The organism is Streptomyces yatensis (assembly GCF_018069625.1).
Classification (GTDB): Bacteria; Actinomycetota; Actinomycetes; order Streptomycetales; family Streptomycetaceae; genus Streptomyces; species Streptomyces yatensis.
Genome location: NZ_CP072941.1, coordinates 9,171,059 through 9,192,130 on the forward strand (window position 1 = coordinate 9,171,059; position 21,072 = coordinate 9,192,130).

The 21,072-nt window shown below is 73.1% G+C and carries 23 protein-coding genes; 11 read left to right on the top strand and 12 right to left on the bottom strand.

The genetic code is table 11. The features are described 5' to 3' along the window. Nucleotides 1–10: 10 nt before the first annotated feature. The 3 genes from J8403_RS38535 to J8403_RS38545 all read right to left on the bottom strand — a co-directional run bounded on the left by J8403_RS38535 (nucleotide 11) and on the right by J8403_RS38545 (nucleotide 3,455). A complete protein-coding gene (locus tag J8403_RS38535; RefSeq protein WP_246586191.1) occupies nucleotides 11–1,408 on the bottom strand; it encodes an ANTAR domain-containing protein in 1,398 nt (465 codons plus the stop codon). A gap of 113 nt (nucleotides 1,409–1,521) precedes the next feature. Continuing rightward, nucleotides 1,522–2,976 carry a serine hydrolase domain-containing protein gene (locus tag J8403_RS38540; protein ID WP_211127225.1) on the bottom strand — a complete coding sequence of 485 codons (1,455 nt, stop codon included), beginning with the start codon at nucleotides 2,974–2,976 and terminating at the stop codon, nucleotides 1,522–1,524. 107 nt (nucleotides 2,977–3,083) lie between these two features. Further along, nucleotides 3,084–3,455 carry a VOC family protein gene (locus J8403_RS38545; RefSeq protein WP_211127226.1) on the bottom strand — a complete coding sequence of 124 codons (372 nt, stop codon included), beginning with the start codon at nucleotides 3,453–3,455 and terminating at the stop codon, nucleotides 3,084–3,086. A 136-nt stretch (nucleotides 3,456–3,591) separates the two neighbouring features. Between J8403_RS38545 and J8403_RS38550 the strand changes: the two genes are divergently transcribed. Further along, entirely contained in the window at nucleotides 3,592–4,680 is a 1,089-nt protein-coding gene (locus J8403_RS38550; protein WP_246586192.1) for an enoyl-CoA hydratase/isomerase family protein, read from the top strand. A 133-nt stretch (nucleotides 4,681–4,813) separates the two neighbouring features. Here J8403_RS38550 and rpsN read toward each other — a convergent pair whose 3' ends face one another. Together rpsN and rpmB are read right to left on the bottom strand one after the other, a co-directional pair. After that, a complete protein-coding gene (gene rpsN / locus J8403_RS38555) occupies nucleotides 4,814–5,119 on the bottom strand; it encodes a 30S ribosomal protein S14 (RefSeq protein WP_198281329.1) in 306 nt (101 codons plus the stop codon). After that, complete coding sequence (rpmB, locus tag J8403_RS38560) at nucleotides 5,119–5,355, bottom strand: 50S ribosomal protein L28 (RefSeq protein WP_211127227.1); 237 nt, start codon at nucleotides 5,353–5,355, stop codon at nucleotides 5,119–5,121. Before rpmB ends, rpsN begins: the two co-directional genes overlap by 1 nt. Nucleotides 5,356–5,444: 89 nt before the next feature. Here rpmB and rpmG point away from each other — a divergent pair, with 89 nt between their 5' ends. The 5 genes from rpmG to J8403_RS38585 all read left to right on the top strand — a co-directional run bounded on the left by rpmG (nucleotide 5,445) and on the right by J8403_RS38585 (nucleotide 8,415). Further along, nucleotides 5,445–5,609, top strand: a complete 165-nt coding sequence (gene rpmG / locus J8403_RS38565) for a 50S ribosomal protein L33 (protein WP_211127228.1) — start codon at nucleotides 5,445–5,447, stop codon at nucleotides 5,607–5,609. A 5-nt stretch (nucleotides 5,610–5,614) separates the two neighbouring features. After that, nucleotides 5,615–5,872 carry a type B 50S ribosomal protein L31 gene (locus J8403_RS38570; protein WP_211127229.1) on the top strand — a complete coding sequence of 86 codons (258 nt, stop codon included), beginning with the start codon at nucleotides 5,615–5,617 and terminating at the stop codon, nucleotides 5,870–5,872. Further along, nucleotides 5,869–7,035, top strand: coding sequence for a GTP-binding protein (locus J8403_RS38575; protein ID WP_211127230.1), 1,167 nt, complete (start codon nucleotides 5,869–5,871; stop codon nucleotides 7,033–7,035). The genes J8403_RS38570 and J8403_RS38575 overlap by 4 nt, the downstream gene beginning before the upstream one ends. Nucleotides 7,036–7,080: 45 nt before the next feature. Further along, a complete protein-coding gene (gene rpsR / locus J8403_RS38580) occupies nucleotides 7,081–7,323 on the top strand; it encodes a 30S ribosomal protein S18 (RefSeq protein WP_211127231.1) in 243 nt (80 codons plus the stop codon). An 81-nt stretch (nucleotides 7,324–7,404) separates the two neighbouring features. Then, nucleotides 7,405–8,415 carry a cation diffusion facilitator family transporter gene (locus J8403_RS38585; protein WP_211127232.1) on the top strand — a complete coding sequence of 337 codons (1,011 nt, stop codon included), beginning with the start codon at nucleotides 7,405–7,407 and terminating at the stop codon, nucleotides 8,413–8,415. Nucleotides 8,416–8,476: 61 nt separating this feature from the next. Here J8403_RS38585 and J8403_RS38590 read toward each other — a convergent pair whose 3' ends face one another. After that, nucleotides 8,477–8,836 (bottom strand): ArsR/SmtB family transcription factor, encoded by a 360-nt coding sequence (locus tag J8403_RS38590; RefSeq protein ID WP_086710756.1) that lies wholly within the window; start codon nucleotides 8,834–8,836, stop codon nucleotides 8,477–8,479. Between the two features lie 310 nt (nucleotides 8,837–9,146). Between J8403_RS38590 and J8403_RS38595 the strand changes: the two genes are divergently transcribed. Further along, nucleotides 9,147–10,412 (top strand): APC family permease, encoded by a 1,266-nt coding sequence (locus tag J8403_RS38595; RefSeq protein ID WP_211127233.1) that lies wholly within the window; start codon nucleotides 9,147–9,149, stop codon nucleotides 10,410–10,412. 545 nt (nucleotides 10,413–10,957) lie between these two features. On the opposite strand, the gene J8403_RS38600 is transcribed toward J8403_RS38595, so the two are convergent. After that, nucleotides 10,958–11,875 (bottom strand): glycosyltransferase family 2 protein, encoded by a 918-nt coding sequence (locus J8403_RS38600; RefSeq protein ID WP_211127234.1) that lies wholly within the window; start codon nucleotides 11,873–11,875, stop codon nucleotides 10,958–10,960. A gap of 185 nt (nucleotides 11,876–12,060) precedes the next feature. Here J8403_RS38600 and J8403_RS38605 point away from each other — a divergent pair, with 185 nt between their 5' ends. Then, nucleotides 12,061–12,603 carry a hypothetical protein gene (locus J8403_RS38605; RefSeq protein ID WP_211127235.1) on the top strand — a complete coding sequence of 181 codons (543 nt, stop codon included), beginning with the start codon at nucleotides 12,061–12,063 and terminating at the stop codon, nucleotides 12,601–12,603. 33 nt (nucleotides 12,604–12,636) lie between these two features. Here the strand turns inward: J8403_RS38605 and J8403_RS38610 are convergent, their stop codons facing one another. From J8403_RS38610 to J8403_RS38630, 5 genes are all read right to left on the bottom strand, one after another. Then, on the bottom strand, nucleotides 12,637–13,476 hold the full coding sequence (locus J8403_RS38610; protein ID WP_211127236.1) for an MBL fold metallo-hydrolase: 840 nt from the start codon (nucleotides 13,474–13,476) through the stop codon (nucleotides 12,637–12,639). Then, complete coding sequence (locus J8403_RS38615; RefSeq protein WP_211127237.1) at nucleotides 13,473–14,006, bottom strand: hypothetical protein; 534 nt, start codon at nucleotides 14,004–14,006, stop codon at nucleotides 13,473–13,475. Before J8403_RS38615 ends, J8403_RS38610 begins: the two co-directional genes overlap by 4 nt. A gap of 419 nt (nucleotides 14,007–14,425) precedes the next feature. After that, complete coding sequence (locus J8403_RS38620; RefSeq protein ID WP_211127238.1) at nucleotides 14,426–14,935, bottom strand: DinB family protein; 510 nt, start codon at nucleotides 14,933–14,935, stop codon at nucleotides 14,426–14,428. 177 nt (nucleotides 14,936–15,112) lie between these two features. After that, nucleotides 15,113–16,144: a sporulation protein gene (locus J8403_RS38625; RefSeq protein WP_211127239.1), complete on the bottom strand. Its 1,032-nt coding sequence runs from the start codon at nucleotides 16,142–16,144 to the stop codon at nucleotides 15,113–15,115. 240 nt (nucleotides 16,145–16,384) lie between these two features. Beyond that, nucleotides 16,385–17,314 (bottom strand): LysR family transcriptional regulator, encoded by a 930-nt coding sequence (locus J8403_RS38630; RefSeq protein WP_211127240.1) that lies wholly within the window; start codon nucleotides 17,312–17,314, stop codon nucleotides 16,385–16,387. A 180-nt stretch (nucleotides 17,315–17,494) separates the two neighbouring features. On the opposite strand from J8403_RS38630, the gene J8403_RS38635 reads away from it, so the two are divergent. From J8403_RS38635 to J8403_RS38645, 3 genes are all read left to right on the top strand, one after another. Further along, nucleotides 17,495–18,067 (top strand): DUF6817 domain-containing protein, encoded by a 573-nt coding sequence (locus J8403_RS38635; protein ID WP_211127241.1) that lies wholly within the window; start codon nucleotides 17,495–17,497, stop codon nucleotides 18,065–18,067. Nucleotides 18,068–18,578: 511 nt separating this feature from the next. Next, nucleotides 18,579–20,426 (top strand): phage tail sheath family protein, encoded by a 1,848-nt coding sequence (locus J8403_RS38640; protein WP_211127242.1) that lies wholly within the window; start codon nucleotides 18,579–18,581, stop codon nucleotides 20,424–20,426. A 7-nt stretch (nucleotides 20,427–20,433) separates the two neighbouring features. After that, nucleotides 20,434–20,958 (top strand): phage tail protein, encoded by a 525-nt coding sequence (locus J8403_RS38645; protein ID WP_059144851.1) that lies wholly within the window; start codon nucleotides 20,434–20,436, stop codon nucleotides 20,956–20,958. Nucleotides 20,959–21,072 lie beyond the last annotated feature (114 nt).

The window sequence follows — 21,072 nt, forward strand, 5'->3', positions numbered from 1 at the left end:
AGCAGCGCTGTCACGACCCTGCCGGGTACCCCCTGCGCGGATTCCCAAGAGACGACCGCCGGGGAGCCGCTCCGGGGCCCGGTCGTCGGGGGGCCGCTTCCGGGTCAGGCCGTCGGGGAGCCGCTTCCGGGTCAGCCCGACGGGGAGCCGCTTCGGGGTCCGCGCCCTGGGCGCGCTGATGCAGATCTTCGAGCGCGTCCAGCACGACGGTGCGCTCATGCCACTCCAGCCACAGCCCCGCCCGGGTGGCCAGCTGGTGGAGTATCCCGGCCTCGGCGTTGGTCAGGCTGCGCCCCGCCTGCGAGACATGGACCGAGAACACTCCGACGACCCGGCGGGAGGCGCCGGTCATGGGGATGCTGTGCGCGGTGCGGGAGCCGGTCGCCAGGATGACCTCGCGGGCGGCGTCGGAGAAGACGCGGTCGGTGGCGATGTCCGACATCACCGGCCGGGCGCGGGCCGCCGCCGTCGCACACGAGGTCTCGCCGTCGACATGGGCGAAGAAGTCGAGGAACTCCCTGCCGAACCCCTGGTGCTCTTCCATCCGCAGCCCGCTCACCGGGTCCGCCAGCTGCAGATCGCCCATGTCGGAGCCCAGCACCTCCAGGGCCTGGTTCAGCACCCTCTTCACCACCGTGCCGCGGTTGACCTCGCCGGGCCGTACCCCCGGCAGGAACGGCAGCGCGGGGGCGTCCTCGGGCACGCGCCGCGGAAACCACAGCGGGCTGTCCGGATCGGGCCGGTCCATGCGCAGCAGCGCGGCCGCCAGGGTCCGCAGTTTGACATTGTGCGTCTGTGAACTGCGCTGGAGCAGGGTGAACGCCGCCTGTGGATCGGGCAGCCGGTAGCGCTCCCGCAGGACGCCCTGCGCCTGTGCGATCAGCGGGTGCGAGCGCAGTCTGGCGCGCAGATCGACGGTCTCCCGGCGCAGCCGTATCACCTCGGGCACCGCCGTCCGGCCGCCGTCCCGCGCGGCGGCGTCCGCCCCCGTCGCCGCCGCGCCGCAGGCGGCGACGGCCGCCTCGACGGTGTCGTGGATCCGGATCGTGCCGTCCACCAGTGCCACGCGCAGCAGCCGTGCCACCGGTTCGTCGGCCCCGGCGAGCAGCAGCGCGGCACCGGCTTCGGCCAGGGCCCGCGCGCACTGCAGCAGCCCCCGTACCCCGTCCGCCGTGATCTCCCGGATCCGTGAGAGATCCACGATCACGGCGGCGGTGGGTCTGTCCCGGCCGACCTGCCACGCGCCGGTGAACAGGGGGTGGTCCGGCCGGTCGAGGCCCCCGTCGGGGCGCAGCACCCACACCGCGCCCGCGGATCCCGCACCCCCGGCCGGGTGCGCCCGCACGCCCGGCGCATCCCTCCGTGCGCCCTGTCCCTCGACCCCGCCCGTCGCATCGATCTCGCGCATCTCAGCCTCGTTCCGCAGTCCGCCCGCAACGGGGCCTCGGTCCATCCCGGGGGCTGCCCCGGACCAGAGCCCCACCCTTTCAGAACGGTGCCCTTCCAGAACGGCGGAAGGCGTCAACGCGGCCTTGGTGCGCGCATGACGTGCAGCGGGGCCCGGTGCAGCGGAACCGTGCGCCACCGTGCGGTGAAGACGCGGTCCGCGAGGGAGCAGGTGACCACCAGGTGATGCGGGGTCTCCAGGAACGCCACGTCCACGGTCAGGGTGTCCGGGTCCGTCCAGCCCCCGCTCACCGCCGTGGGGACGGGCGCCCGCGGCCCGTCGTGGACGCGCCACCCCGCGCCGTCGAACCCCAGGTCCAGCCGGGACCCCTCCTCGGCCAGCGAGACGGTCCACCCGCCGGAGCCGTCCTCGGCCACCGTGACCCCCGTCAGGGTCGGCTGATCCGCGCAGGCGCCGTCTTCTGGGCCGAACTCCGCGCCCGACCAGGCGCCGGGGTCCGTGAGCGGCGCGGGCTTCGCCGTGAGGGGCGGCAGGGCGAGCCGGGACAGCCGCCGCTCCAGCGCGGCGTCCTCGTCCTCGCGGCCGGTCAGGGGCGCCTCGCCGAACGCGGGCAGCAGATGCTCCCACACCGCGTCCAGGACGGCCTGCATCCGCTCGGTCTCCGCCGTCGTGGCGATCACCACGTCATGCTCCGGCAGCACCAGGCAGAACTGCCCGAACGCCCCGTCGCCCCGGTACCCGTGCCGGGACATCCAGAACTGGAATCCGTACCCCCGCCGCCAGTCCGGCCCCGAGCCATTGGCCATGGCCTCCTCGGTCGCGATGTGCTCCCGCGTCGCCTCGGCGACCCAGGACTCCGGAAGCAGCCGCTCGCCCTCCCACGCGCCGCCCCGCAGATACAGCAGCCCCAGCCGGGCGATCGCGTCCGTGGCGGCGAACAGCCCGCTGAAGCCCAGGTCGCGCCCGGCCGGCACCTGCAGCCAGGCCGTCTCGCCGATGCCCAGCGGATCGAAGAGACGCGGCCGCAGATACTCCGTCAGCGACTGCCCGGTCACCCGCTGGACGATCGCGGCGAGGGTGTACGTGGCGGGCTGGTTGTAGGCGAAGGCGGTGCCCGGCGCGTGATCCGGCGGAATCCGCAGGAAGCCGCGCACGGGCTCCTCCGGGTCCCCGCCGAACGCCCGCTCCACGGTCTCCTCGGCATGTCCGCTGGCCATGGACGCGACATGGCGGACGAGCATGGCGCGGCTGCCCGGGTCGGTGATCTCCGCCTCGAACTCGGGGAAGTACGAGATCACGGGATCGTCGAGGTTCAGCAGCCCCTCGGCCGCGGCCAGCCCCGCCGCCGTGGAGGTGAAGCTCTTGCTGAGGGAGTAGAGCAGATGCGGCCGCTCGGCGGTGTACGGCGCCCACCAGCCGGAGGCGATGAGCCGGCCGTGACGCAGGATCATCAGACTGTGCGGCTCGATGTCCGGCGCGCCCTCGATGGCGTCGAGGAAGGCGTGGACGCCCCGCGCGTCCACGCCCTCGGCGGCGGGGGTGCTGGTGGGCAGCGGATGAGCAGTCATCAGACGGGTCCTCGGGGGTCAGTGATGGGCCGCGCCCACCCTCCCCGGCGGGGCCGCGCCTGTCCAGAGCGTTTTGTGCCGCGGCGCTCGCGGTGCGGGAGCGGGGCTCAGCCGCGGCCGGTGTCGATGACGCAGAAGCGGTTTCCGTCCGGGTCGGCCAGGACGATGAAATCGGCGTCCGGCGGATACAGCTCCCAGCGGACCCGCCGGGCCCCCAGCGACACCAGCCGCTTCACCTCGGCGGCCTGATCGGCCGCGTTCCCCGCGTAGAGATCCAGATGGACCCGTGGGCGCCCCTGGACCGGGGTATCGCTGCGGCCGAGCGACAGGCCCGTCCCGGCGCGGCCGTCCGGCGGCACCAGCACCACCCAGTCGTCCTCGATCTCCCCGCGCGGGACGTATCCCAGGGCCCGCGTCCAGAACGCGGCCGCGCGCCGGACGTCCGAGACCCCCAGTACCACGGAACCGATCGACAGCATGTACCCAGTCAAGCAGAGGGCGCGGCTGTCCCGGGCCGATGGCCCGTTGAGAGGATCGGCGGTGTTGAGAGGATCGGCGGTGACGGATCGGTGGTGATCCGCGAACGCACCAGACGCCGGAAGGACCGAACACCCCGTGAGCGACTCCGTGACCGACCGCGTGACCGACTCCGTGCTCGACGACGACGCCGTGCTGACGCGCACCGAGGGCCGCGCCGGACATCTCACCCTCAATCGGCCCCGCGCCCTCAACGCCCTGACCCATCCGATGGTGACCCGGATCGCCGAGGCCCTCACCGCCTGGGAGCGGGATCCGGGCGTCCGGGCCGTGGTGATCGACGGGGCGGGGGAGCGCGGGCTGTGCGCGGGCGGCGACATCCGCATGATCCATCGGGATGTGACCTCGGGCGGCGGCGCGGCCTCGAGGGCGTTCTGGCGCGACGAGTACACGCTCAACGCCCGGATCGCCCGCTACCCCAAGCCGTATGTGGCCCTGATGGACGGCATCGTGATGGGCGGGGGCGTCGGGGTCTCGGCCCACGGCAGCGTGCGGATCGTCACCGAGCGCTCCCGGGTGGCCATGCCCGAGACCACGATCGGCTTCGTCCCGGACGTCGGCGGCACCTATCTGCTGTCCCGCGCACCGGGCGAACTGGGGACGCATCTGGCGCTCACGGGCGCGTCGGTGGGCGCCGCCGACGCGCTGCGGTGCGGGCTGGCCGACCATGTCGTCCCGTCCGAGCTGCTGCCCGCGCTGACCCGGGACCTGGCCGCGGACCCGGTGCCGGACGTCCTTCCCCGGTACGCGGCGCAGGCCCCGGCCGGAACCCTGGACGACCAGCGGGAGTGGATCGACCACTGCTACGCGGCGGACACCGTCGAGGAGATCGTCGACCGGCTGATGGCCGTCGGGGAACCGGCGGCCAAGGAGACCGCCGAGACCCTTCTCGCCAAGTCCCCCTCGGCGCTGAAGGTCACGCTGGCCGCCGTGCGCCGGGCGCGGGAGCTCGACTCGCTGGAGCGCGTCCTGGAGCAGGAGTACCGCGTCTCGTGTGCGGCCCTGTCCCGTCCGGACTTCGTCGAGGGCGTCCGCGCCCAGGTGATCGACAAGGACCGCCGCCCCCGCTGGACCCCGGCCGCTCTCGCCGAGGTCACCGTCGCGGAGGTGGCCGGCTTCTTCGCACCGCCCGCCGAGGGTGACCTCCGCCTCGCCGACGTCCCGTAGCCGGACGCCCTGTCGGCGCCGGCGGACGAGAGCCGTCGACGCCGACGGGCGGACCACCGACGTCGGCACGACATGAATAGTGTGCCAAGCGGCACACCCCGGCGGTGTGACCCGGACCCGGAGCGGTGGGGAATCACCAGCTGCTCTTGGTCACCCCCGGGAGTTCGCCCGCGTGTGCCATTTCGCGCAGCCGGATGCGGGAGAGGCCGAAGGCGCGCAGGTGGCCGCGGGGGCGGCCGTCGATGGAGTCGCGGTTGCGTACGCGGGTGGCGCTGGCGTCGCGGGGCTGGCGGCGCAGTTCCCGCTGGGCGTCGAGGCGTTCCTGCTCCGGGGTCCGGGGGTCGGCGATGAGCGCCTTCAGTTCGGCGCGGCGCTTGGCGTAGCGCGCCACGATCACGCGTCGCCGCTCATTTTTGGCGATCTTGCTCTTCTTGGCCATCAGACCTTCCCTCCCCGGGCGCGGATACGGGCCACGGCCGCTTCGATGCCGATCACGTCGACGGTCCGGATGGCCTTGGTGCTGAGGGTGAGCCGGATGTGGCGGCCCTCGCTCGGCAGCCAGTAGCGCTTGTGCTGGATGTTGGGGTCGAACCGGCGCTTGGTGCGGCGGTGGGAGTGGGAGATGTGGTGCCCGAAGCCGGGCTGCCGGCCGGTGAGTTGGCAGTGGGCGGACATGGTTCCTCCGTTCGGTGGTGTGGTGTGGATGTCGCGGCAGCCTAGCAGCTAGATGAAAATGAAAACCACTACCGTGTATGCTGTGGCTCATGGCACGCAATGAACTACGCCCGATTATCAAAATGAGGTCCACCGCGGGCACCGGCTACACGTATGTGACCCGCAAGAACCGGCGGAACGACCCCGACCGGATGACCCTGCGCAAGTACGACCCGGTCGCCGGCCGCCACGTCGACTTCCGCGAGGAGCGCTGATCGCCATGAAGCCCGGAATTCACCCCGCGTACCGGCCCGTCGTCTTCCGCGACCGGTCCGCCGACTTCGCCTTCCTCACCCGCTCCACCGCCACCAGCGACAAGACGGTGGAATGGCAGGACGGCAACAGCTACCCGGTGATCGACGTGGAGATCTCCTCGGCGAGCCACACCTTCTACACCGGCAACCAGCGCGTCGTGGACACCGCGGGCCGCGTCGAGCGGTTCGAGCGGCGTTACGGACGCGGGCGGAGGGGCCGGTGATCGCGGACGAGAACCGGCTGGCCGTGGCGGTCGTGGGCGGACTGCACGCCGACGCCCGCCGCGCCGCCGTCGAGGAGATCCTGCGCACGGTGCCCGGCTCCGTGGCGCTGCACCACGACCTGTCCGCCGCCACCGACCGCGCCGTGCGCCGCACCGTGCGCGATGCCTCCGGGCCGCTCGGCGAGGGCGAGGCGCCGCTGGTGAACGACTGCGCGTGCTGTGCGCTGCGCGAGGACATGGTCCCCGAGCTGCTGCGGCTGGCCGCGGGCGGCGGGCACCGGCTCGCCGTTGTCGAACTGTGGGAGTCGGTCGAGCCCCAGGCCATGGCCGCCGTCATCGCGGCCGAGGGCGCGCCGCTGGAGCTGACCGGGGTGGCCACCGCGGTCGACCCGGCCCTGATGGTGCCGTACCTCGCCAACGGCGACGACCTCGCCGAGGCCGGTCTCGCCGCCGCCCCGACCGACCAGCGCACCATCGCGGACACCTTCGCCCGGCAGCTGGAGTATCCCACCGTGATCGCCGTGGCCGAGGACGAGTCGTCCGAGGAGTCCGCGGACGACGGTGACCTGGCCCTGCTCGCCCACCTCACCCCGGGCGCTCGGCACAAGCGGCTCGGCGAGGGGGTGTTGGGGCCCGCCCTTCTCCAGGGCTTCGACATCGCGGCGGCGGCCGCCCGTCAGCATCCGGCGTGCGCGCTGCTGCCGCAGGACGGCGACGACCACGGGGTGGCCACCCTCGTCTGGCGGCGCGAGCGGCCCTTCCACCCGGGGCGGCTCTACGCCGCGCTGGAGGACCTGACCTGCGCGGCCGCCCGCAGCCGGGGCCGTTTCTGGCTGGCGGACCGGGGCGAGACCCTGCTGTCGTGGGAGGCGGCGGGCGGGGCGCTGTGCGTGGAGTCGGCCGGGCCGTGGCTGGCCGCGCTGCCGGACGCCGCCTGGGAGATGGTCCCGGCCGAGCGGCGGGTCGCCGCCGCGCTCGACTGGCATCCCGACCACGGCGACCGCTGTCAGCACCTCACCTTCACCTCGCCCGGCCTCGACCGTGACGGGCTGCTGGCGCTGCTCGACTCGTGTCTGCTGACCGACGCCGAGTACGCGGCCGGGCCGGACGCCTGGCGCCGGCTGCCGCACGCCTTCGACGAACTGCTCGACCAGGTGTCCTGACCTGAGCACGGACACCGCACGTACCACGTAGACAAGGACCCGATGATGGCCCGACGCCTCGACCCCACCCGCCGGGACGCCCGGCGCAACCGTGTGAACCCGCTGGACAAGGCGGGGATCACCTATATCGATTACAAGGACACCGAGCTGCTGCGGAAGTTCGTCTCCGACCGCGGCAAGATACGCAGCCGCCGGGTGACCCGGGTGAGCGCGCGGCAGCAGCGGCAGCTGGCCCGCGCCATCAAGAACGCGCGGGAGATGGCGCTGTTGCCTTACGGGTCGCGTTAGGACGCTGGACCCTACGGGTTGCGCTGGGGACCCTGGAACCCGACAGGTGCACGGGTGCGCGTGTATGCACATAATGGCGTCATGGAGTCCCGTCACCACGGACGCTGGTCCCATCGGCGGCACCAGCTCGCGCATCTGCTGAAACCGCACTCCCATGAGTCGACGCAGAAGGTCGACTCCGCGCTGGAGTCCTCGGCCGAGGGCATGCGTGCCCTGTGGCTCTCCCTGGCCGTCCTGGGCGCCACGGCGGTGCTCCAGGCCGGGGTCGTCATGCTGTCCGGTTCGGTGGCGCTGCTGGGCGATACCGTCCACAACGCCGCCGACGCGCTCACCGCGGTGCCGCTCGGCGTGGCGTTCGTCCTGGGGCGCCGTGCGGCGAACCGCCGGTTCACCTACGGCTACGGCCGGGCGGAGGACCTGGCCGGGATCGTCATCGTCCTGACCATCGCCGCCTCGGCGGCCCTGGCCGCCTACGAGGCCGTGGACCGGCTGCTGCACCCGCGCGACATCTCCCATCCGGGCGTCGTCGCGGTCGCGGCGGTCCTCGGCTTCCTGGGCAACGAATGGGTGGCCCGCCACCGGATCCGGGTCGGGCGGCGGATCGGCTCGGCGGCCCTGGTCGCCGATGGACTGCATGCCCGCACCGACGGTTTCACCTCGCTGGCCGTGCTGGTGGGCGCGGGCGGTGTGGCGCTCGGCTGGCGGGCGGCCGATCCGCTCGTCGGCCTGGCCATCACCGCCGCGATCCTGCTCGTCCTCAAGGACGCGGCCCGCGAGGTGTTCCGGCGGCTGATGGACTCCGTCGACCCGGCGGTGGTCGACGCGGGCGAGGCCGCCCTGCGCGCGGTCCCCGGAGTGCTGCGCGTGACCGAACTCCGGATGCGCTGGATCGGCCACCGGCTGCGCGCCGAGGTCACGGTCGAGGTGGACGGCGGCCTGGAGCTGCGCGCGGCACACGATGTGGCGGTCGAGGCCGAACACGCCCTCCGCCATACGGTGCCCCGGCTGACCGCCGCCCTGGTGCACACCGATCCGGCTCCTGGGCCGGGCGCGCGGGACCCGCATCATCTGCTGGCGCATCACGGCGGGTGAGGAGCTCCGGCGACGCCGGGGGAGGGGTGCGGTGCGGTCGGTGTCCACCGCGCCCCGGCGCTCAGTCGTGCGGCGGGGCGCCGGTGACCATGTGGTCAGCGTGGTTGACGGCCTCGGTGACCAGTCGGCGCAGATGGCCGTCGTGCAGGGAGTACACCGAGCGGCGGCCCTCCTTGCGCACCTGGACCAGCCCGGCCAGCCGGAGCTTCGCCAGATGCTGGCTCACCGCCGGGCGGGCCGCCCCGCTGGCCTCGGTGAGGGTGTTGACATCGGCCTCGCCCCGGGCGAGGGACCAGACCAGATGCAGCCGGGTCGGGTCGGAGAGCAGCGAGAAGACATTGGCGGCCGTGGAGAACTGCGCGGCGCCGCTGTGGTGCGTATGCGACCGGGTCGCAGTTGAGGAGGGTTCGCTGACCGGCATGTCCCCATCGTAGAGCGGCGGGCCGAGAGGAGGACCCCGCTCGGCCCGCACGGCGCTCGGCGCTCGGCGGCCCGGCCGGGCGTGCCCGCGCCCCCGCCCGGCCGGCGCGGCGATGGTCGAAGCCCGTCACGTGGAACACCCGCAGACCTGTTGAGGTGTTGCTGTGGCTACGATGCCCCCATGGGACACGGAGCCGACGGTCGGACCATCCTGGTCGCGCATCTGGACGCGGACTCCGCCGCCATCACCACCACCCTGCAGGCCTTGGCCGCTCCCTCGCGGTTGATGATCACGGACCGGGGCTTAGGGGGTGGGCGATACGGCGAACAACCCGGCCGGGCCTGGGGAGTTGCGGCGCCGTCTGGGGGTCTTCGACGCGGTCGTGGTCGGTCTGGGGTCGATGATCGGCGCGGGCATCTTCGGGGCGCTGGCGCCCGCGGCGCGGGAGGCGGGGTCGGGGCTGCTGCTCGGCCTGGTGGCCGCCGGAGTGGTGGCGTACTGCAACGCCACCTCCTCCGCGCGGCTGGCCGCCCGCTATCCGCGCTCGGGCGGCACCTATGTCTACGGCCGTGAGCGGCTGGGCGACTTCTGGGGGTATCTGGCCGGCTGGGGGTTCGTGGTCGGCAAGACCGCCTCCTGCGCTGCGATGGCCCTGACCGTCGGCTCCTACGTCTGGCCCGACCACGCGTCCGCGGTGGCGGTGGCGGCCGTGGTGGCGCTGACGGCCATCAACTTCGTGGGGGTGCACAAGGCCGCCTGGCTGACCCGGGCCATCGTGGCCGTCGTACTCGCGGTGCTGGCCGCCGTGGTCGTCGCCCTCCTCACCTCCGGGGAGGCGGACGCGGCACGGTTGGAGATCGGCCGGGACGCCACCCTCGGCGGGGTGCTGCGCGCGGGCGGCCTGCTGTTCTTCGCCTTCGCCGGATACGCCCGTATCGCCACGCTCGGCGAGGAGGTCCGCGACCCGGCACGCACCATCCCCCGTGCCATTCCGCTCGCGCTCGGCATCACCCTGGCCGTCTACGCGGCGGTCGCGATCGCCGCGCTGACCGTGCTGGGCAGCGGCGGGCTGGCCGCGGCGGGCGCCCCGCTGGCCGAGGCCGTGCGCGCCGCCGGGCTCGCGTGGCTGGCGCCGGTGGTGCGGGCGGGCGCGGCGGTGGCCGCGCTCGGGTCGCTGCTCGCGCTGATCCTGGGCGTCTCCCGGACCACCCTGGCCATGGCCCGTGACCGGCACCTCCCGCCCGCGCTGGCCGCCGTGCACCCCCGGTTCGCGGTGCCGCACCGCGCCGAACTGGCCGTGGGCGCGGTGGTGGCGGTCCTGGCGGCGACGGCGGATCTGCGCGGTGCGATCGGGTTCTCCTCCTTCGGGGTGCTGGCGTACTACGCCGTCGCCAACGCCTCCGCCTGGACCCTCACCCCTGCCGAGGGCCGCCCCCCGCGGATCGTGCCGGGGCTCGGCCTGGCCGGCTGCCTGCTGCTGGCCTTCGCCCTGCCCGTCTCCTCGGTGGTCTCCGGCACGGCGGTGCTGGCCCTGGGCGCGGCGGCCTACGGCGTGCGGCGCGCGGTCACCAGGTAGGCGGCGCCGCCGCCGGTGTGCCGCTGGGCGGCTGCCCGTGCGTCCCCGCCGTCCGCTGTCGGTGACGATCACGGGCGGCGGCTCGGGCGTTCGGCCGGCCGGTTCGGGGTGTGCGCGGCGGATACGCCTGGGGGGCGCGGGGTGTTGACGGCGACCGCCGTGCGGCCATCACCGGCCCCGCCCGCGACTCCCACGCCGCCGCTTCCGGGGCCTGTCGCGCCTCCGGCGCGTGCGGCACCTCCGGCGCCTGCCGTCCCCCCAGTGCGTGCCGCGCCCCCGGTCTGCCGCGCTTCTGGTGCGTGCCGCGTCTCCAGTGCGTGCCGCGCCTCCAGCGCGTATCGCACCTTTAGCGCGCGCCACGCGCTCAGCGTGTGCCGCACCTCCGGCGTGTGCCACACCCCCGGCGCCTGGCGCACACCCCAGCGCGTGCCGCACCCCCCGTGCTTGCCGCAGCTGCAGCGCGTGCCGCACCCCGTCCCTGCCGCGCCCCCGGCGTCTACCGCACCCCCGGCGCCGCCGGGTCGCATCGACGGGCGGCCCCGTCATCAGTCATAGGTGACGATCTGCCTCTCGTCCCGCCGCAGGCCCTCGTCCGCGCGCTGTTCGTCCACGCGCCGGGCGGCCTCCTCGACCCACGGGGGCAGCGGGCGGCGTAGCCACAGTGCGGCCGGTAGCCGGGCGAGCAGGCCGCGCAGTGCGGCGCGCGCCACCGGGTCCCGGCCGCCCTCGGTGAGGAGTTCGGCGGTGCGGCGGGCCGCGAGGGGGAGGGGGCGGCGGAGCCAGCAGCCGATCAGCTCGTCGCGTCGCATCGCGGCGGTGCGCTCCTCGGACGGCGAGGGGGCCGGTTCGTGGTGGGCGACCACCTCGGGGCAGTACGAGACGCCCCAGCCCATCGCCGCGAGGTCGTAGGCGAGCAGGGTCTCCTCGCCGCCGGAGAGGACCAGCGGATGGAAGCCGCCCGCCTCCAGGAAGGCGCCGCGGCGTACCACGGCCGCACAGGCGAGGAAGTCGTACACCTCCGGTCCGGGAAGGTCCTCCGCGCGGCCGACGGGGGAGGCGGCGAGCGTGGTGTTCAGCGAATCGGGCCGCTCCGCCGGGCCGACCCGCAGCTGACCGGCCAGCGCGCCCAGCCGCGGATGGCCGTTCAGCAGGGTGGCGGCCCGTGCCAGGGCTCCGGGGTGCCACCAGGAGTCGTCGTCGCTGAAGGCCACATAGGGGGTGCCGATGGCGCGTACGCCGTCGTTGCGCGCAAGCGACCCGCGGTCGTCCCCCTGGGCCAGGACCCGTACTTGGGGATACCGTTCGGCGACCATGGCCCTGGTGTGGTCCGTCGAGCCGTTGTCCACGACCACGACCGGTGGCCGCTCCGGCAGGTCGGTGAGGTGGTCCAGAGCCGTGGCGAGACGTTCCGCGCGGTCGCGGGTGGCGACGACCACGCCGACGGCGGGGCCCGGCGCGTTCATGGGCCCCAGGTACCCGGCCAACCGGCCACTATGCGGTGCGCGGCCGGTTACGCAGTGCTCGGCGCGCCGACGCATGGCGTGATCTGCGTCATGCCGGAGCCCGTCAATGTGATCTATGTCATGTTAGACACCGCCGTTCCGCGGGTACGGTGCTGACATCTATCGCGTACAAGGAGCGGCGTCGTTTGTCCCTGGACCTGTCATCCGTCATCGCTGCGACCACGCAGTGGCTGATCAGGGCCTACCCGGCGGCTGACGGAGCGATGAACGCGGCGCTCGCCGAGGCCCAGGCGAGACAGGCCGTGACGCTGGCCACCCTGCTGCGCTACGCGACCCCCACCGACTGCCCCCTGGCGCCCCTCGCCGGGCCGGACGGCTCCTTCCGGCTGGACTGGCTCGTGGACGCGGAGCCGTACGAGATCAGCGGCCCCGACGGCGTCTGGCGCACCTGGGTGGACGAGGTCGTGGCGAGCTGGGCGGCGGCCCTGCTCACCTGCTCCACGCTGGCGTCCCAGGCCGTGGCGGCGCTCGGCCACTGTGAGCACGGCGGCGGATCCCCCGGGGAGTGGCGGCGGCTCACGGCCCCCGACGCGCTCGACTGCCGGGCCGCACCGCTGCTGCGCCATCCGGATCTGATGGCGCTCGTCGTGGACCTGCACCGTCCGCAGCTGGTGGAACGTCTGCGACGGCTGCACAGCGACGACCAGACGCCCACCAGCGCGGTCTGACCGCCACGCCCGCCACGACGGCGACGGCGGCCTTCACGGCGTCGCCAGCACCCCTTGCGCGTTCACGGTGACGCGCTCCCCGCGTGCGCAGTGGACGACCGTGGACGGGAAGTCCGGGCTCCGGCTCTCCTCCAGGAACGCGGAGAGCGGGGAGCTGAAGGCGGCGTAGTCGTCGTAGTGCACCGGCAGCACCCGCTCCGGCCGTACGGCCTTGACCAGACCGGCCCCCTGGAGCGCGTCCATGGTCACGATGAGCCCGCCCGGAAGCCGGGTGCCGCCCAGGTGGACCACCGCGAGATGCACCTCCGGGTAGCGCCGGGCGATCTCATGGATGCCCGGGAACATCAGCGTGTCGCCGGTGATGTAGACCCGCAGCCGAGGAGGCCGTCCGGGCTCGCCGAAGTCCAGCAGGCTTCCCATCACCGGTGGCAGCAGCTTCTGCCACCGGCCGGGGGCGTGTCTGCCCGGCAGCGCGGTGACCCGGACCTGGCTGTGATCCTTCACCAGGACCTGATCGTGCCAGGTGGGCAGCCCGGTCGCCCGGCTGAACCCATGGACGCCCTGCAGCCGCCGGGAGGCGTGCGGGGTGGTGATGATGGGCAGCGAGTGGTCCAGCCTTCGGCGTGCCACCCGGTCCCAGTGGTCGCCGTGCAGATGCGAGAGCACCACGGCGTCCAGGTCGGACGGTATGTCGGAGGCGGCCAGGGCGGGCTCGGTCAGCCGCCGGGACATCAGCCCCTTGCCCAGATAGGCGTACTGGCCCCGGTGCAGGAAGTTCGGGTCGGTGAGCAGTGTCAGCGTGCCGTAGCGGATGAGGAGGGTGGCGTTGCCGACGAAGAGGAACTCGGCGGCGCCGTCCGGCGGAGGCGTCATGGCCCGACCACCGCCTCTCGCGACTCCGTTCGGTCGCGGCTGAACATCGTGGCGGCCGCGCCGTCGTGCAGCGACTCCAGCAGCTCGCGCTGGAGCCGCGCCCGGTTCAGCAGCTCGGTCAGCCGGTCGGTGTCCAGCCGGGTGTCCTCGCCGGCCGCGGCCAGCAGCGAATGCCACAGCATCGCCTTGCCCTCCACGCCGATCCGCAGCGACTCCAGCTCGACGACCGAGCTGAGCCCGGCACGCCGCCGCAGGCGGCCGTTGGGCTTCAGCCGCGCCGCCTTCTCGCCCAGCCAGCCCCCGTAGACCTTGTAGCGGCGTACGGGCACCTCGAGGTCGGCCATGAGGGACAGGAGCGCCGCACGGTCCTCCATGATCTGTACGGCGAGGTCCTCCAGCTCACCGCCGAAGGGCGACCGCCGGTGCTCGCGGGCCGTGCGGCGGGCCAGCTCCATTCCGGCCGTCGCTCCGGCGAGGTGGTCGTTGAGGTAGATGCCGAGCATGCGGGGGGATGTCCTGGGCTCGCTCATGATCGTCCTTCCGGATGTCCCGGGAGTTCCGGACGCGGCGAGGTCGTATCAGTCCGCGCGCCCCACGGAGTGCCCAGCCCTGGCCGCCTCAACCAGTTCCCGGGGCCGCGTGGCCCCGGCCGGGCCGCGCGGCCTCAGCCGCTGTCTGGAACCGGCCGCCTGCCGCCCGCCGAACCACCCGCCGACGTCACATGCGGCACCGGATGACGCCGCCATGCCCGGTCGAGGGCGCGGTCCGCTGCCGGACGCCAGGCCGGGCGCGATCACCGTGGCGGGCGCACACCGCAGTCCTCACCGGGCCGGAAGGGCGCCCGTTGCGCCCCGGCGTGGCCCGGGGCGCGTGCGCGGGCGGTGGGATCCGCCGGGACCGGGCCGGGGCATGGTGTGCCGGACAGCGCGCATGCGCCCGAGCGGGGGGCTCAGGCCCCCACGACCCCGTCCACGCCCTCGCGCAGGAAGTCCGCGTGCCCGTTGTGGCGGCCGTACTCCAGCAGCACATGCACCAGCACCATCCGCAGCGACACCTCCTCCTCCCACCGGGGCTGATAGCCCACCAGGTCGAGCGATTCCGCCTCCCGCTCGATCCGGCGCGAGGTCTCGACCTCCGCCTCCCAGGCCGCGAACGCCTCGGCCCTGGACGACCCGCTCACGTCGTACGCCGCCTGGAAGTCGATCGTCGGCGCCCAGACCATCGGCGCGTCGGGGTCCTCGAACACCCGCCGGAACCAGGCCCGTTCCACCTCGGCCATGTGCCGCACCAGGCCCAGCAGGGTCAGCGTCGAGGGCGGCATCGACCGCTGCCGCAACTCCTCGTCGCCGAGCCCCTCGCACTTCATGGCGAGTGTCGCCCGCTGGTAGTCGAGGAAGGCGCGCAGGGTCGCGCGCTCGTCGCCGAGGTGGGGCGGCTCCGGGCGGCTGTCGGCGGTCATGGTGGTGCGTCCTCCTCGACGGCGGGTCCGATCGCCGGCTGGCGATGTGGCCCCATAGGACCACGGCCGTCGGGCCGCGGCCGCACCGGGGCAGGCCCAAACGCCGGGTGCGGGAGCGGACTTACCGGCCCGGGGTCCGCCCCGGGGCCGGGGACCGCCCCGGGGCCGGGGCGGCCGTCAGTCCTCGTCCTCCTCGTCCTCGAAGGCGTCGCCGATCTCGTCGACGACCTCCGCGGCGACCATTCCGCCGACGACGCCGACCGCGACACCCGCCGCGACGCCCCCGACGATCGCCGCGGTGCTCGGGCCGGAGCGCCGCCCGCCGTGATGGTGGTGGTCCCCATGGCCGTGGCCGTGGCCGTCGTGGTGGCCGTGGCCGGGCGCGCCGTACTCGCCGTGGCCGTAGGAGTCGTAGGGGCCGGACGAGCCGTACGCCGCGCGCCGCTCGACGAGGTGGCGGATCCAGGCGTCCACCTCGGTGTTCCAGTCGCGGTGCTCGACGCCCTCATGGCCGACGGTGAAGAGCGTGAGGGCGTCGTCCCCCGCGGAGAAGGGCCCGCCGCGCTTGTCGGCCTCCAGGACGACGTCCATACCGCCCGGGCTCGCCAGGAAGGTCACTTCGAGCTCGTTGATGGCGTGGGCGTACTGGGGGGCCGGGGTGAGCTCGATCTCCTGGTAGAACGGCAGCCGCTGCCCGGTGCCGCCGACATGGCCCAGCTCCAGATCGGCGGACTTGAAGCCGAAGCCGAGCTGGCCCAGCGCCTCCAGAACGGCCTCCTGGACCGGCAGCGGATCCACGGTCAGCTGGTCGAGGTCGCCCTTGTCCTTCGCGCCCGCGATCTCCAGCCCGGTGCGGACCCCGAGGATGATGCCCAGCGGCTGCCCGTACAGCTCGGTGATCGGCGTCTCCCAGGGGAGGTGGGCGGTGAACGGGAGGCTGCGCTGCTCGCCCTCGGCGAGCCGGAAGCCGCCGCCGACGGTGAAGCGGTCGAAGAGGACGACCCCTTCCCGCTCCTCCTCGCCGTGCTCGTCCTCCACCCGGGCCACCAGCTCCAGCGTGATCTGCTCGATCTCGAAGTCCGCCGTGCCGCCCCGGAGATGGACCTGACCGGTCAGCGGCCCGCCGGGGCGGACCGGGCCGGGGTCCAGCACCGTGTCCACGGTGGGCCCGCCGACACCGAGCGAGCCGAGCAGTCGTTTGAACACCATCGTGGCGTTCACTCCTTCGCTTTGCCTACTGCACGCGTGAGCGTGGGGGGTTACGGGCGCGTGCGGCGAAGGACGGCGGTCGCGCGACAACGGGCCATGGGCCGCGGAACGTTCGCGGCCCATCGCACGTTCTTGCCTGCGTCCGCCCTCCGCGCTTCTACACGCATGTAGAAGCATATGGGGTGTGCGCCTCCTGGGGATGACCATCTGCGCGCGTTGGCGGGGGAAGTCCGAAAATGATCACTCGACGGGCCGGGCGGAGTGCCGTTCGCGGGAGGCGTCTTCGCTCAGGGTGCGGGCCACCGTGTCCGCGAAGGCCCGGGCCAGCGGCGGCAGCGCGTCCCAGCGGCGTGCGGCCCAGCCGACCGGCAGCGGTGGCAGCGCCGGGATCGGGACGAGCCGCAGCGGCCCCTCGCCCCCGGGCACCGGCAGTCCCGGCAGTGCGGGCACCACGGCGCGCCCCAGGCCGAGTTCGGCCAGCAGCAGGGCCGTGTCCCAGTCGGCGACGCCGGTATCGGAGCCGGCCCGTATGCCCAGCTCGGCCAGGGCGGCGTGGAGGCGCCCGCCGGAGGTGGAGTTCGGCGGCAGCCGTAAGAGACGGATGTCGGCGAGGTCGGACACCTCCACATGCGACCGGGCCGCGAGCGGGTCCCCGGCCCGCATGGCGAGCACCCAGGGCAGCTCGGCCACGGGCCGCTGCTCGACACCGCGCACCGGGGCGCCGAGGGTGATCCAGGCCAGATCCAGCCGGCCGGCGATCAGGGCGTCGAGGCAGCCGCGGCTGGAACTCTCGGTCTGGAACTCCAGGTTCACGTTCGGATAGCGACGGCGGAAGGAGACGATCGCCTCGGCCATGAAGTGCCGCACGGTGGTGCTGCCGGTGGTGATCCGTACGGAGCCGCTCTCCCCGTGCACGAGGTCGCTCAGGCGGCGCAGCGCCAGATCGAGCCCGGCGATCCCGTCCGCGGCCGCCTCGCACAGAATGCGTCCGGCCGGGGTGGGTACGACACCGCGCGGCTGGCGCTCCAGCAGGCTGACGCCGGTCTCGCGCTCCAGCCGCTTCACCCGCTGGCTCACCGCCGACTGTGTGCAGGTCAGCTCCCGGGCGACGGCGCTGAGGCTGCCGGCGCGGCACACGGCCACGAACACCCGCAGATCATCCAGAGTCATAACCTCCAAGTTAGAGCTTGGAGTTGGCGAGCAATCCCCAGGATTGACTGGGGTGGCCGGTGGTCGCGACGATCGTTGTAGGGCTCAGGCGGCAACCCGTACGGCGCTCGCACGAGGATCCGGACCGGGTGCCGGTGCGGTACGGGTGCCGACCTGCCCAGCACCGAAAGGACCCGACCTGTGCCTGCTGCTCCCCCTCCTGCCGCCGCCGACCGGGCCGTCACACTGCTGCGCCGGCTCGGCGCCGCGCGCATCGCCCACCCCGGCGGCACCCTCCTCGCCCACCTCCAGCGCGTACGGGCCCGGCTCGCCGCCTGGGGAGCCCGTCCGGAACTCCAACTCGCCGGACTGTGCCACGCGTTCTACGGAACCGACGGCTTTCCCGTGACCCTGCTGCCCCTCGGGCGTCGCGGCGAGCTCGCGGCGGTGATCGGCGCGGAAGCCGAAGCCATCGTCTACCTCTACGCGAGCTGCGACCGCAAGGCCACGTGTCGGGCCCTCGGGGATGCCGATGTGGTCTTCCACGACCGCTTCACCGGCCGTGCGTACACCCCGGAACCGCGGCTGCTCCGGGACTTCGCCGAGCTGTCGGCCGCCAACGAACTCGACCTCGTCCGCCGGGACCCCGTGCTCCGGGAACGGCGTGGTCCCGAACTCCTCGCCCTGTTCACCCACTTCCGCCCGCTGCTCAGCCGGCCGGCCTGGCTGGACGGGCGCGCGGTCCTCGCACCGTCGCCCCTCGCGCACGACTGAGGACCTCGCACGCGACTGAGGCCCTCGCGCACGACGGAGCCCCTCGCGCACGACTGACGCGCTGGTCACCAGGCGTGCGGCCCGCGGGCGCGGGTGCGATAACGCCCGGAGCGCGGGACCGCAAAACGGCGCGCCGCATCGTTCACCTTTTCGGCTCGTTCTCGTCGCCCGCACGCTCCGGGCGGAATTTCGTGATCACGAATTGCCGGGAGTGTTCGCGCACGATAATAGCTTGGTCAACTTTGTGGAGACCGCAAAACGATCTAGTAATTCACCAGGAAAGAGATGACCGGATCAATGTCTTGACCGGAATCATGCCCGGCACGGAGACTCAAGGCGCACTCACGCATCAGGAGCCGCAAGCGACGTTCCGAATCCTGCGATACCGGTTTCGCGGGGGCGTGCGACCGGGGGAAGTGTAAGGAGAAAGTGTGCACACGGCGGGAAATCCGCGCGTGTGATCTTCACTTCCCCTCCTCATCTCTTGATGCGCGAAGAGAATGGAGGGGGAATGCCGACGCCCGCGGGCTATCCCGGTGTCTACATCGAAGAGCTTCCCAGCAGCGTCCGTACCATCGCCTCGGTCACCACCTCGGTGACCGCGTTCGTGGGCCACACCCGGCGGGGCCCGCTGAACACCCCGGTGCGCATCACCAGTTTCGCCGACTTCGAGCGCCGCTTCGGGGGGCTGACCTCGCAGAGCGCGGTCGGCTACGCGGTGCACCAGTTCTTCGGCAACGGCGGCACCGTGGCGGTCGTCGTCCGCGTGACCAAGGCCGGCACCGGCAAGGCCGCCTGCGTCACCCTCGACTCCACCGAGGGCCACAGCGCATGCCCCGTGCTGGAGGTGCACGCCAAGGAGCCCGGCCACTGGGGCTCGGGCCTGCGGCTGGCCATCGACTACGACACCCCGTGCCCGGAGGAGACCTTCAACCTCCATGTGCTCGACGCCCGGGGCACCTCCCGGGAGTCCTTCACCAACCTGTCCATGGACCCCGCCCACGGCCGCCACGCCGAGACCGTGATCAACGCCGGGTCCGCGCTGATCCGGGTCAAGGCCGTCGGCGAGGGCCGGCCGGACCCCTCCGGCACGGTCTCCAAGCCGTTCGCGGGCGAACTCCCCCATCTGGCGGTCGAGCTGACGGTCAAGATCGGCGAGGTGGAGCGCGCGTTCACCCTGTACGACCCGGACTGCGACGGCGAGGCTCCGTGCGACGTCACCGAGCTGGCCCTGCTCCTGGAGCGCAAGCTGCGCGCCCTGCCCGACGCGCCCGGCAAGCACGCCTTCGCGGGCACCGAGGTCACCGCCTTCGGCCGCCGCCTCCAGGTCGTCGCCGGCTCCATCGACCCCGACGACGTGGTGCGCTTCCTGGGCGAATGCGCCAATGACCTCGGCCTGGAGGCATCGGTCAACCCGCCCGTCTTCCCGCTGTCCGGCGGCGAGGACGGCGCCCCGCCCGGCCCCCGCGACCTCATCGGCAGCGAGGCGGACAAGACCGGCCTGCAGGCGCTGCGCGACATCGAGGACGTCAACCTGCTCTCGCTGCCCGAGCTCGCCGGGTACGAGTCCGTCGGCGACATGGTCACCGTGCTGTCGGCGGCCGACCGGCTCTGCCGGGAGCGGCGGATCTTCCTGCTCGTCGACGCGCCCTCCGCCTGGGGCAGCGTGGACGCGGCCCGCGCCGGGATCGGCGCCTTCGAGCCGGTCCGCAGCGACCACGCCGCGCTGTACTTCCCGCAGCTGCGGCTCACCGACCCGCTCACCGGGCGGCTGCGGGCCTTCCCGCCCTCCGGGGCGCTCGCGGGCGTCATCGCCCGTACGGACGGCGAGCGCGGGGTGTGGAAGGCACCGGCCGGGACCGAGGCGCGGCTGGCCGGGGTCTACTCGCTCGGCGTCCAGCTCACCGACCGCGAGAACGGACTGCTCAACCCGCTGGGCATCAACTGCCTGCGCACCTTCCCGGTGGTCGGCCCGCTGGTCTGGGGCGCCCGCACGCTGCGGGGCGCCGACGCGCTCGACAGCGAATGGAAGTACGTCCCGGTACGGCGGCTGGCGCTGCATATCGAGGAGAGCCTGCGTCGCGGACTGCAATGGGTCGTTTTCGAACCCAATACCGAGCAGTTGTGGCAGCAGATCCGGCTGAACGCATCCGGCTATCTGCACACGCTGTTCGAGAAGGGCGCGTTCAAGGGCGGCACTCCGCGTCAGGCGTACTTCGTCAAGTGCGACAAGGACACGACGACGGACGAGGACATCGCCAACGGCCTCGTGAATGTCGTGGTCGGTATTGCGCCGGTCAAGCCCGCGGAGTTCGTGATCGTCAAGATCCAGCAGATGGCCGGACAGTTCGAGATTTAGGAATGTGATGGCTGAGTTCCAGGTCAACGCCCATCGCTTCGACCCGTACAAGAACTTTAAGTTTCTGGTCCTCTGGGACGGTCGTACGGTCGCGGGCATCAGCAAAATCAGTCCGCTGAAGCGCACCACCGAGGTCGTCAAGCACCGCAACGGCGGCGACCCCAGCTCGCCCCGCAAGTCCCCGGGCCGCTCCGAGTTCGAGGGGATCACCCTGGAGCGCGGCGTGACCCATGACCCCGAGTTCGACCGCTGGGCCAACAAGGTCTGGCAGGTCGGCGCGGGGCTCGGCTCCGAGGTCTCGCTCGCCGACTTCCGCAAGGACATCGTCATCCAGGTCCTCAACGAGGCCGGACAGGTCGCCGTCTCGCACAAGCTCTACCGGACCTGGCCGAGCGAGTACCAGGTGCTCGGCGAGCTGGACGCCAACGCCAACGCGGTCGCGATCCAGAGCCTGAAGCTGGAGTGCGAGGGCTGGGAGCGGGACTACGAGGTGCCGGAGCCGGAAGAGCCCTCGTTCACCCACCCCGCGTAGGCGGGGGACGGGGCGCGGGACGGCGGACGGGAGCGGCTACGGCGCTGTTGGGGCTGTGGCGCGGCGGCGGCCGTCATCGGGACGACGGTCATCGCGACGCGACGGCGGCGGTGT

Excerpts from the sequence above, each read along its gene's own strand:
- J8403_RS38535 (WP_246586191.1), bottom strand. The coding sequence starts at position 1,408 with ATGCGCGAGATCGATGCGACGGGCGGGGTCGAGGGACAGGGCGCACGG.
- J8403_RS38540 (WP_211127225.1), bottom strand. The coding sequence starts at position 2,976 with ATGACTGCTCATCCGCTGCCCACCAGCACCCCCGCCGCCGAGGGCGTG.
- J8403_RS38545 (WP_211127226.1), bottom strand. The coding sequence starts at position 3,455 with ATGCTGTCGATCGGTTCCGTGGTACTGGGGGTCTCGGACGTCCGGCGC.
- rpsN (WP_198281329.1), bottom strand. The coding sequence starts at position 5,119 with ATGGCCAAGAAGAGCAAGATCGCCAAAAATGAGCGGCGACGCGTGATC.
- rpmB (WP_211127227.1), bottom strand. The coding sequence starts at position 5,355 with ATGTCCGCCCACTGCCAACTCACCGGCCGGCAGCCCGGCTTCGGGCAC.
- rpmG (WP_211127228.1), top strand. The coding sequence starts at position 5,445 with ATGGCACGCAATGAACTACGCCCGATTATCAAAATGAGGTCCACCGCG.
- J8403_RS38570 (WP_211127229.1), top strand. The coding sequence starts at position 5,615 with ATGAAGCCCGGAATTCACCCCGCGTACCGGCCCGTCGTCTTCCGCGAC.
- rpsR (WP_211127231.1), top strand. The coding sequence starts at position 7,081 with ATGGCCCGACGCCTCGACCCCACCCGCCGGGACGCCCGGCGCAACCGT.
- J8403_RS38585 (WP_211127232.1), top strand. The coding sequence starts at position 7,405 with ATGGAGTCCCGTCACCACGGACGCTGGTCCCATCGGCGGCACCAGCTC.
- J8403_RS38590 (WP_086710756.1), bottom strand. The coding sequence starts at position 8,836 with ATGCCGGTCAGCGAACCCTCCTCAACTGCGACCCGGTCGCATACGCAC.
- J8403_RS38600 (WP_211127234.1), bottom strand. The coding sequence starts at position 11,875 with ATGAACGCGCCGGGCCCCGCCGTCGGCGTGGTCGTCGCCACCCGCGAC.
- J8403_RS38610 (WP_211127236.1), bottom strand. The coding sequence starts at position 13,476 with ATGACGCCTCCGCCGGACGGCGCCGCCGAGTTCCTCTTCGTCGGCAAC.
- J8403_RS38615 (WP_211127237.1), bottom strand. The coding sequence starts at position 14,006 with ATGAGCGAGCCCAGGACATCCCCCCGCATGCTCGGCATCTACCTCAAC.
- J8403_RS38620 (WP_211127238.1), bottom strand. The coding sequence starts at position 14,935 with ATGACCGCCGACAGCCGCCCGGAGCCGCCCCACCTCGGCGACGAGCGC.
- J8403_RS38625 (WP_211127239.1), bottom strand. The coding sequence starts at position 16,144 with ATGGTGTTCAAACGACTGCTCGGCTCGCTCGGTGTCGGCGGGCCCACC.
- J8403_RS38630 (WP_211127240.1), bottom strand. The coding sequence starts at position 17,314 with ATGACTCTGGATGATCTGCGGGTGTTCGTGGCCGTGTGCCGCGCCGGC.
- J8403_RS38640 (WP_211127242.1), top strand. The coding sequence starts at position 18,579 with ATGCCGACGCCCGCGGGCTATCCCGGTGTCTACATCGAAGAGCTTCCC.
- J8403_RS38645 (WP_059144851.1), top strand. The coding sequence starts at position 20,434 with ATGGCTGAGTTCCAGGTCAACGCCCATCGCTTCGACCCGTACAAGAAC.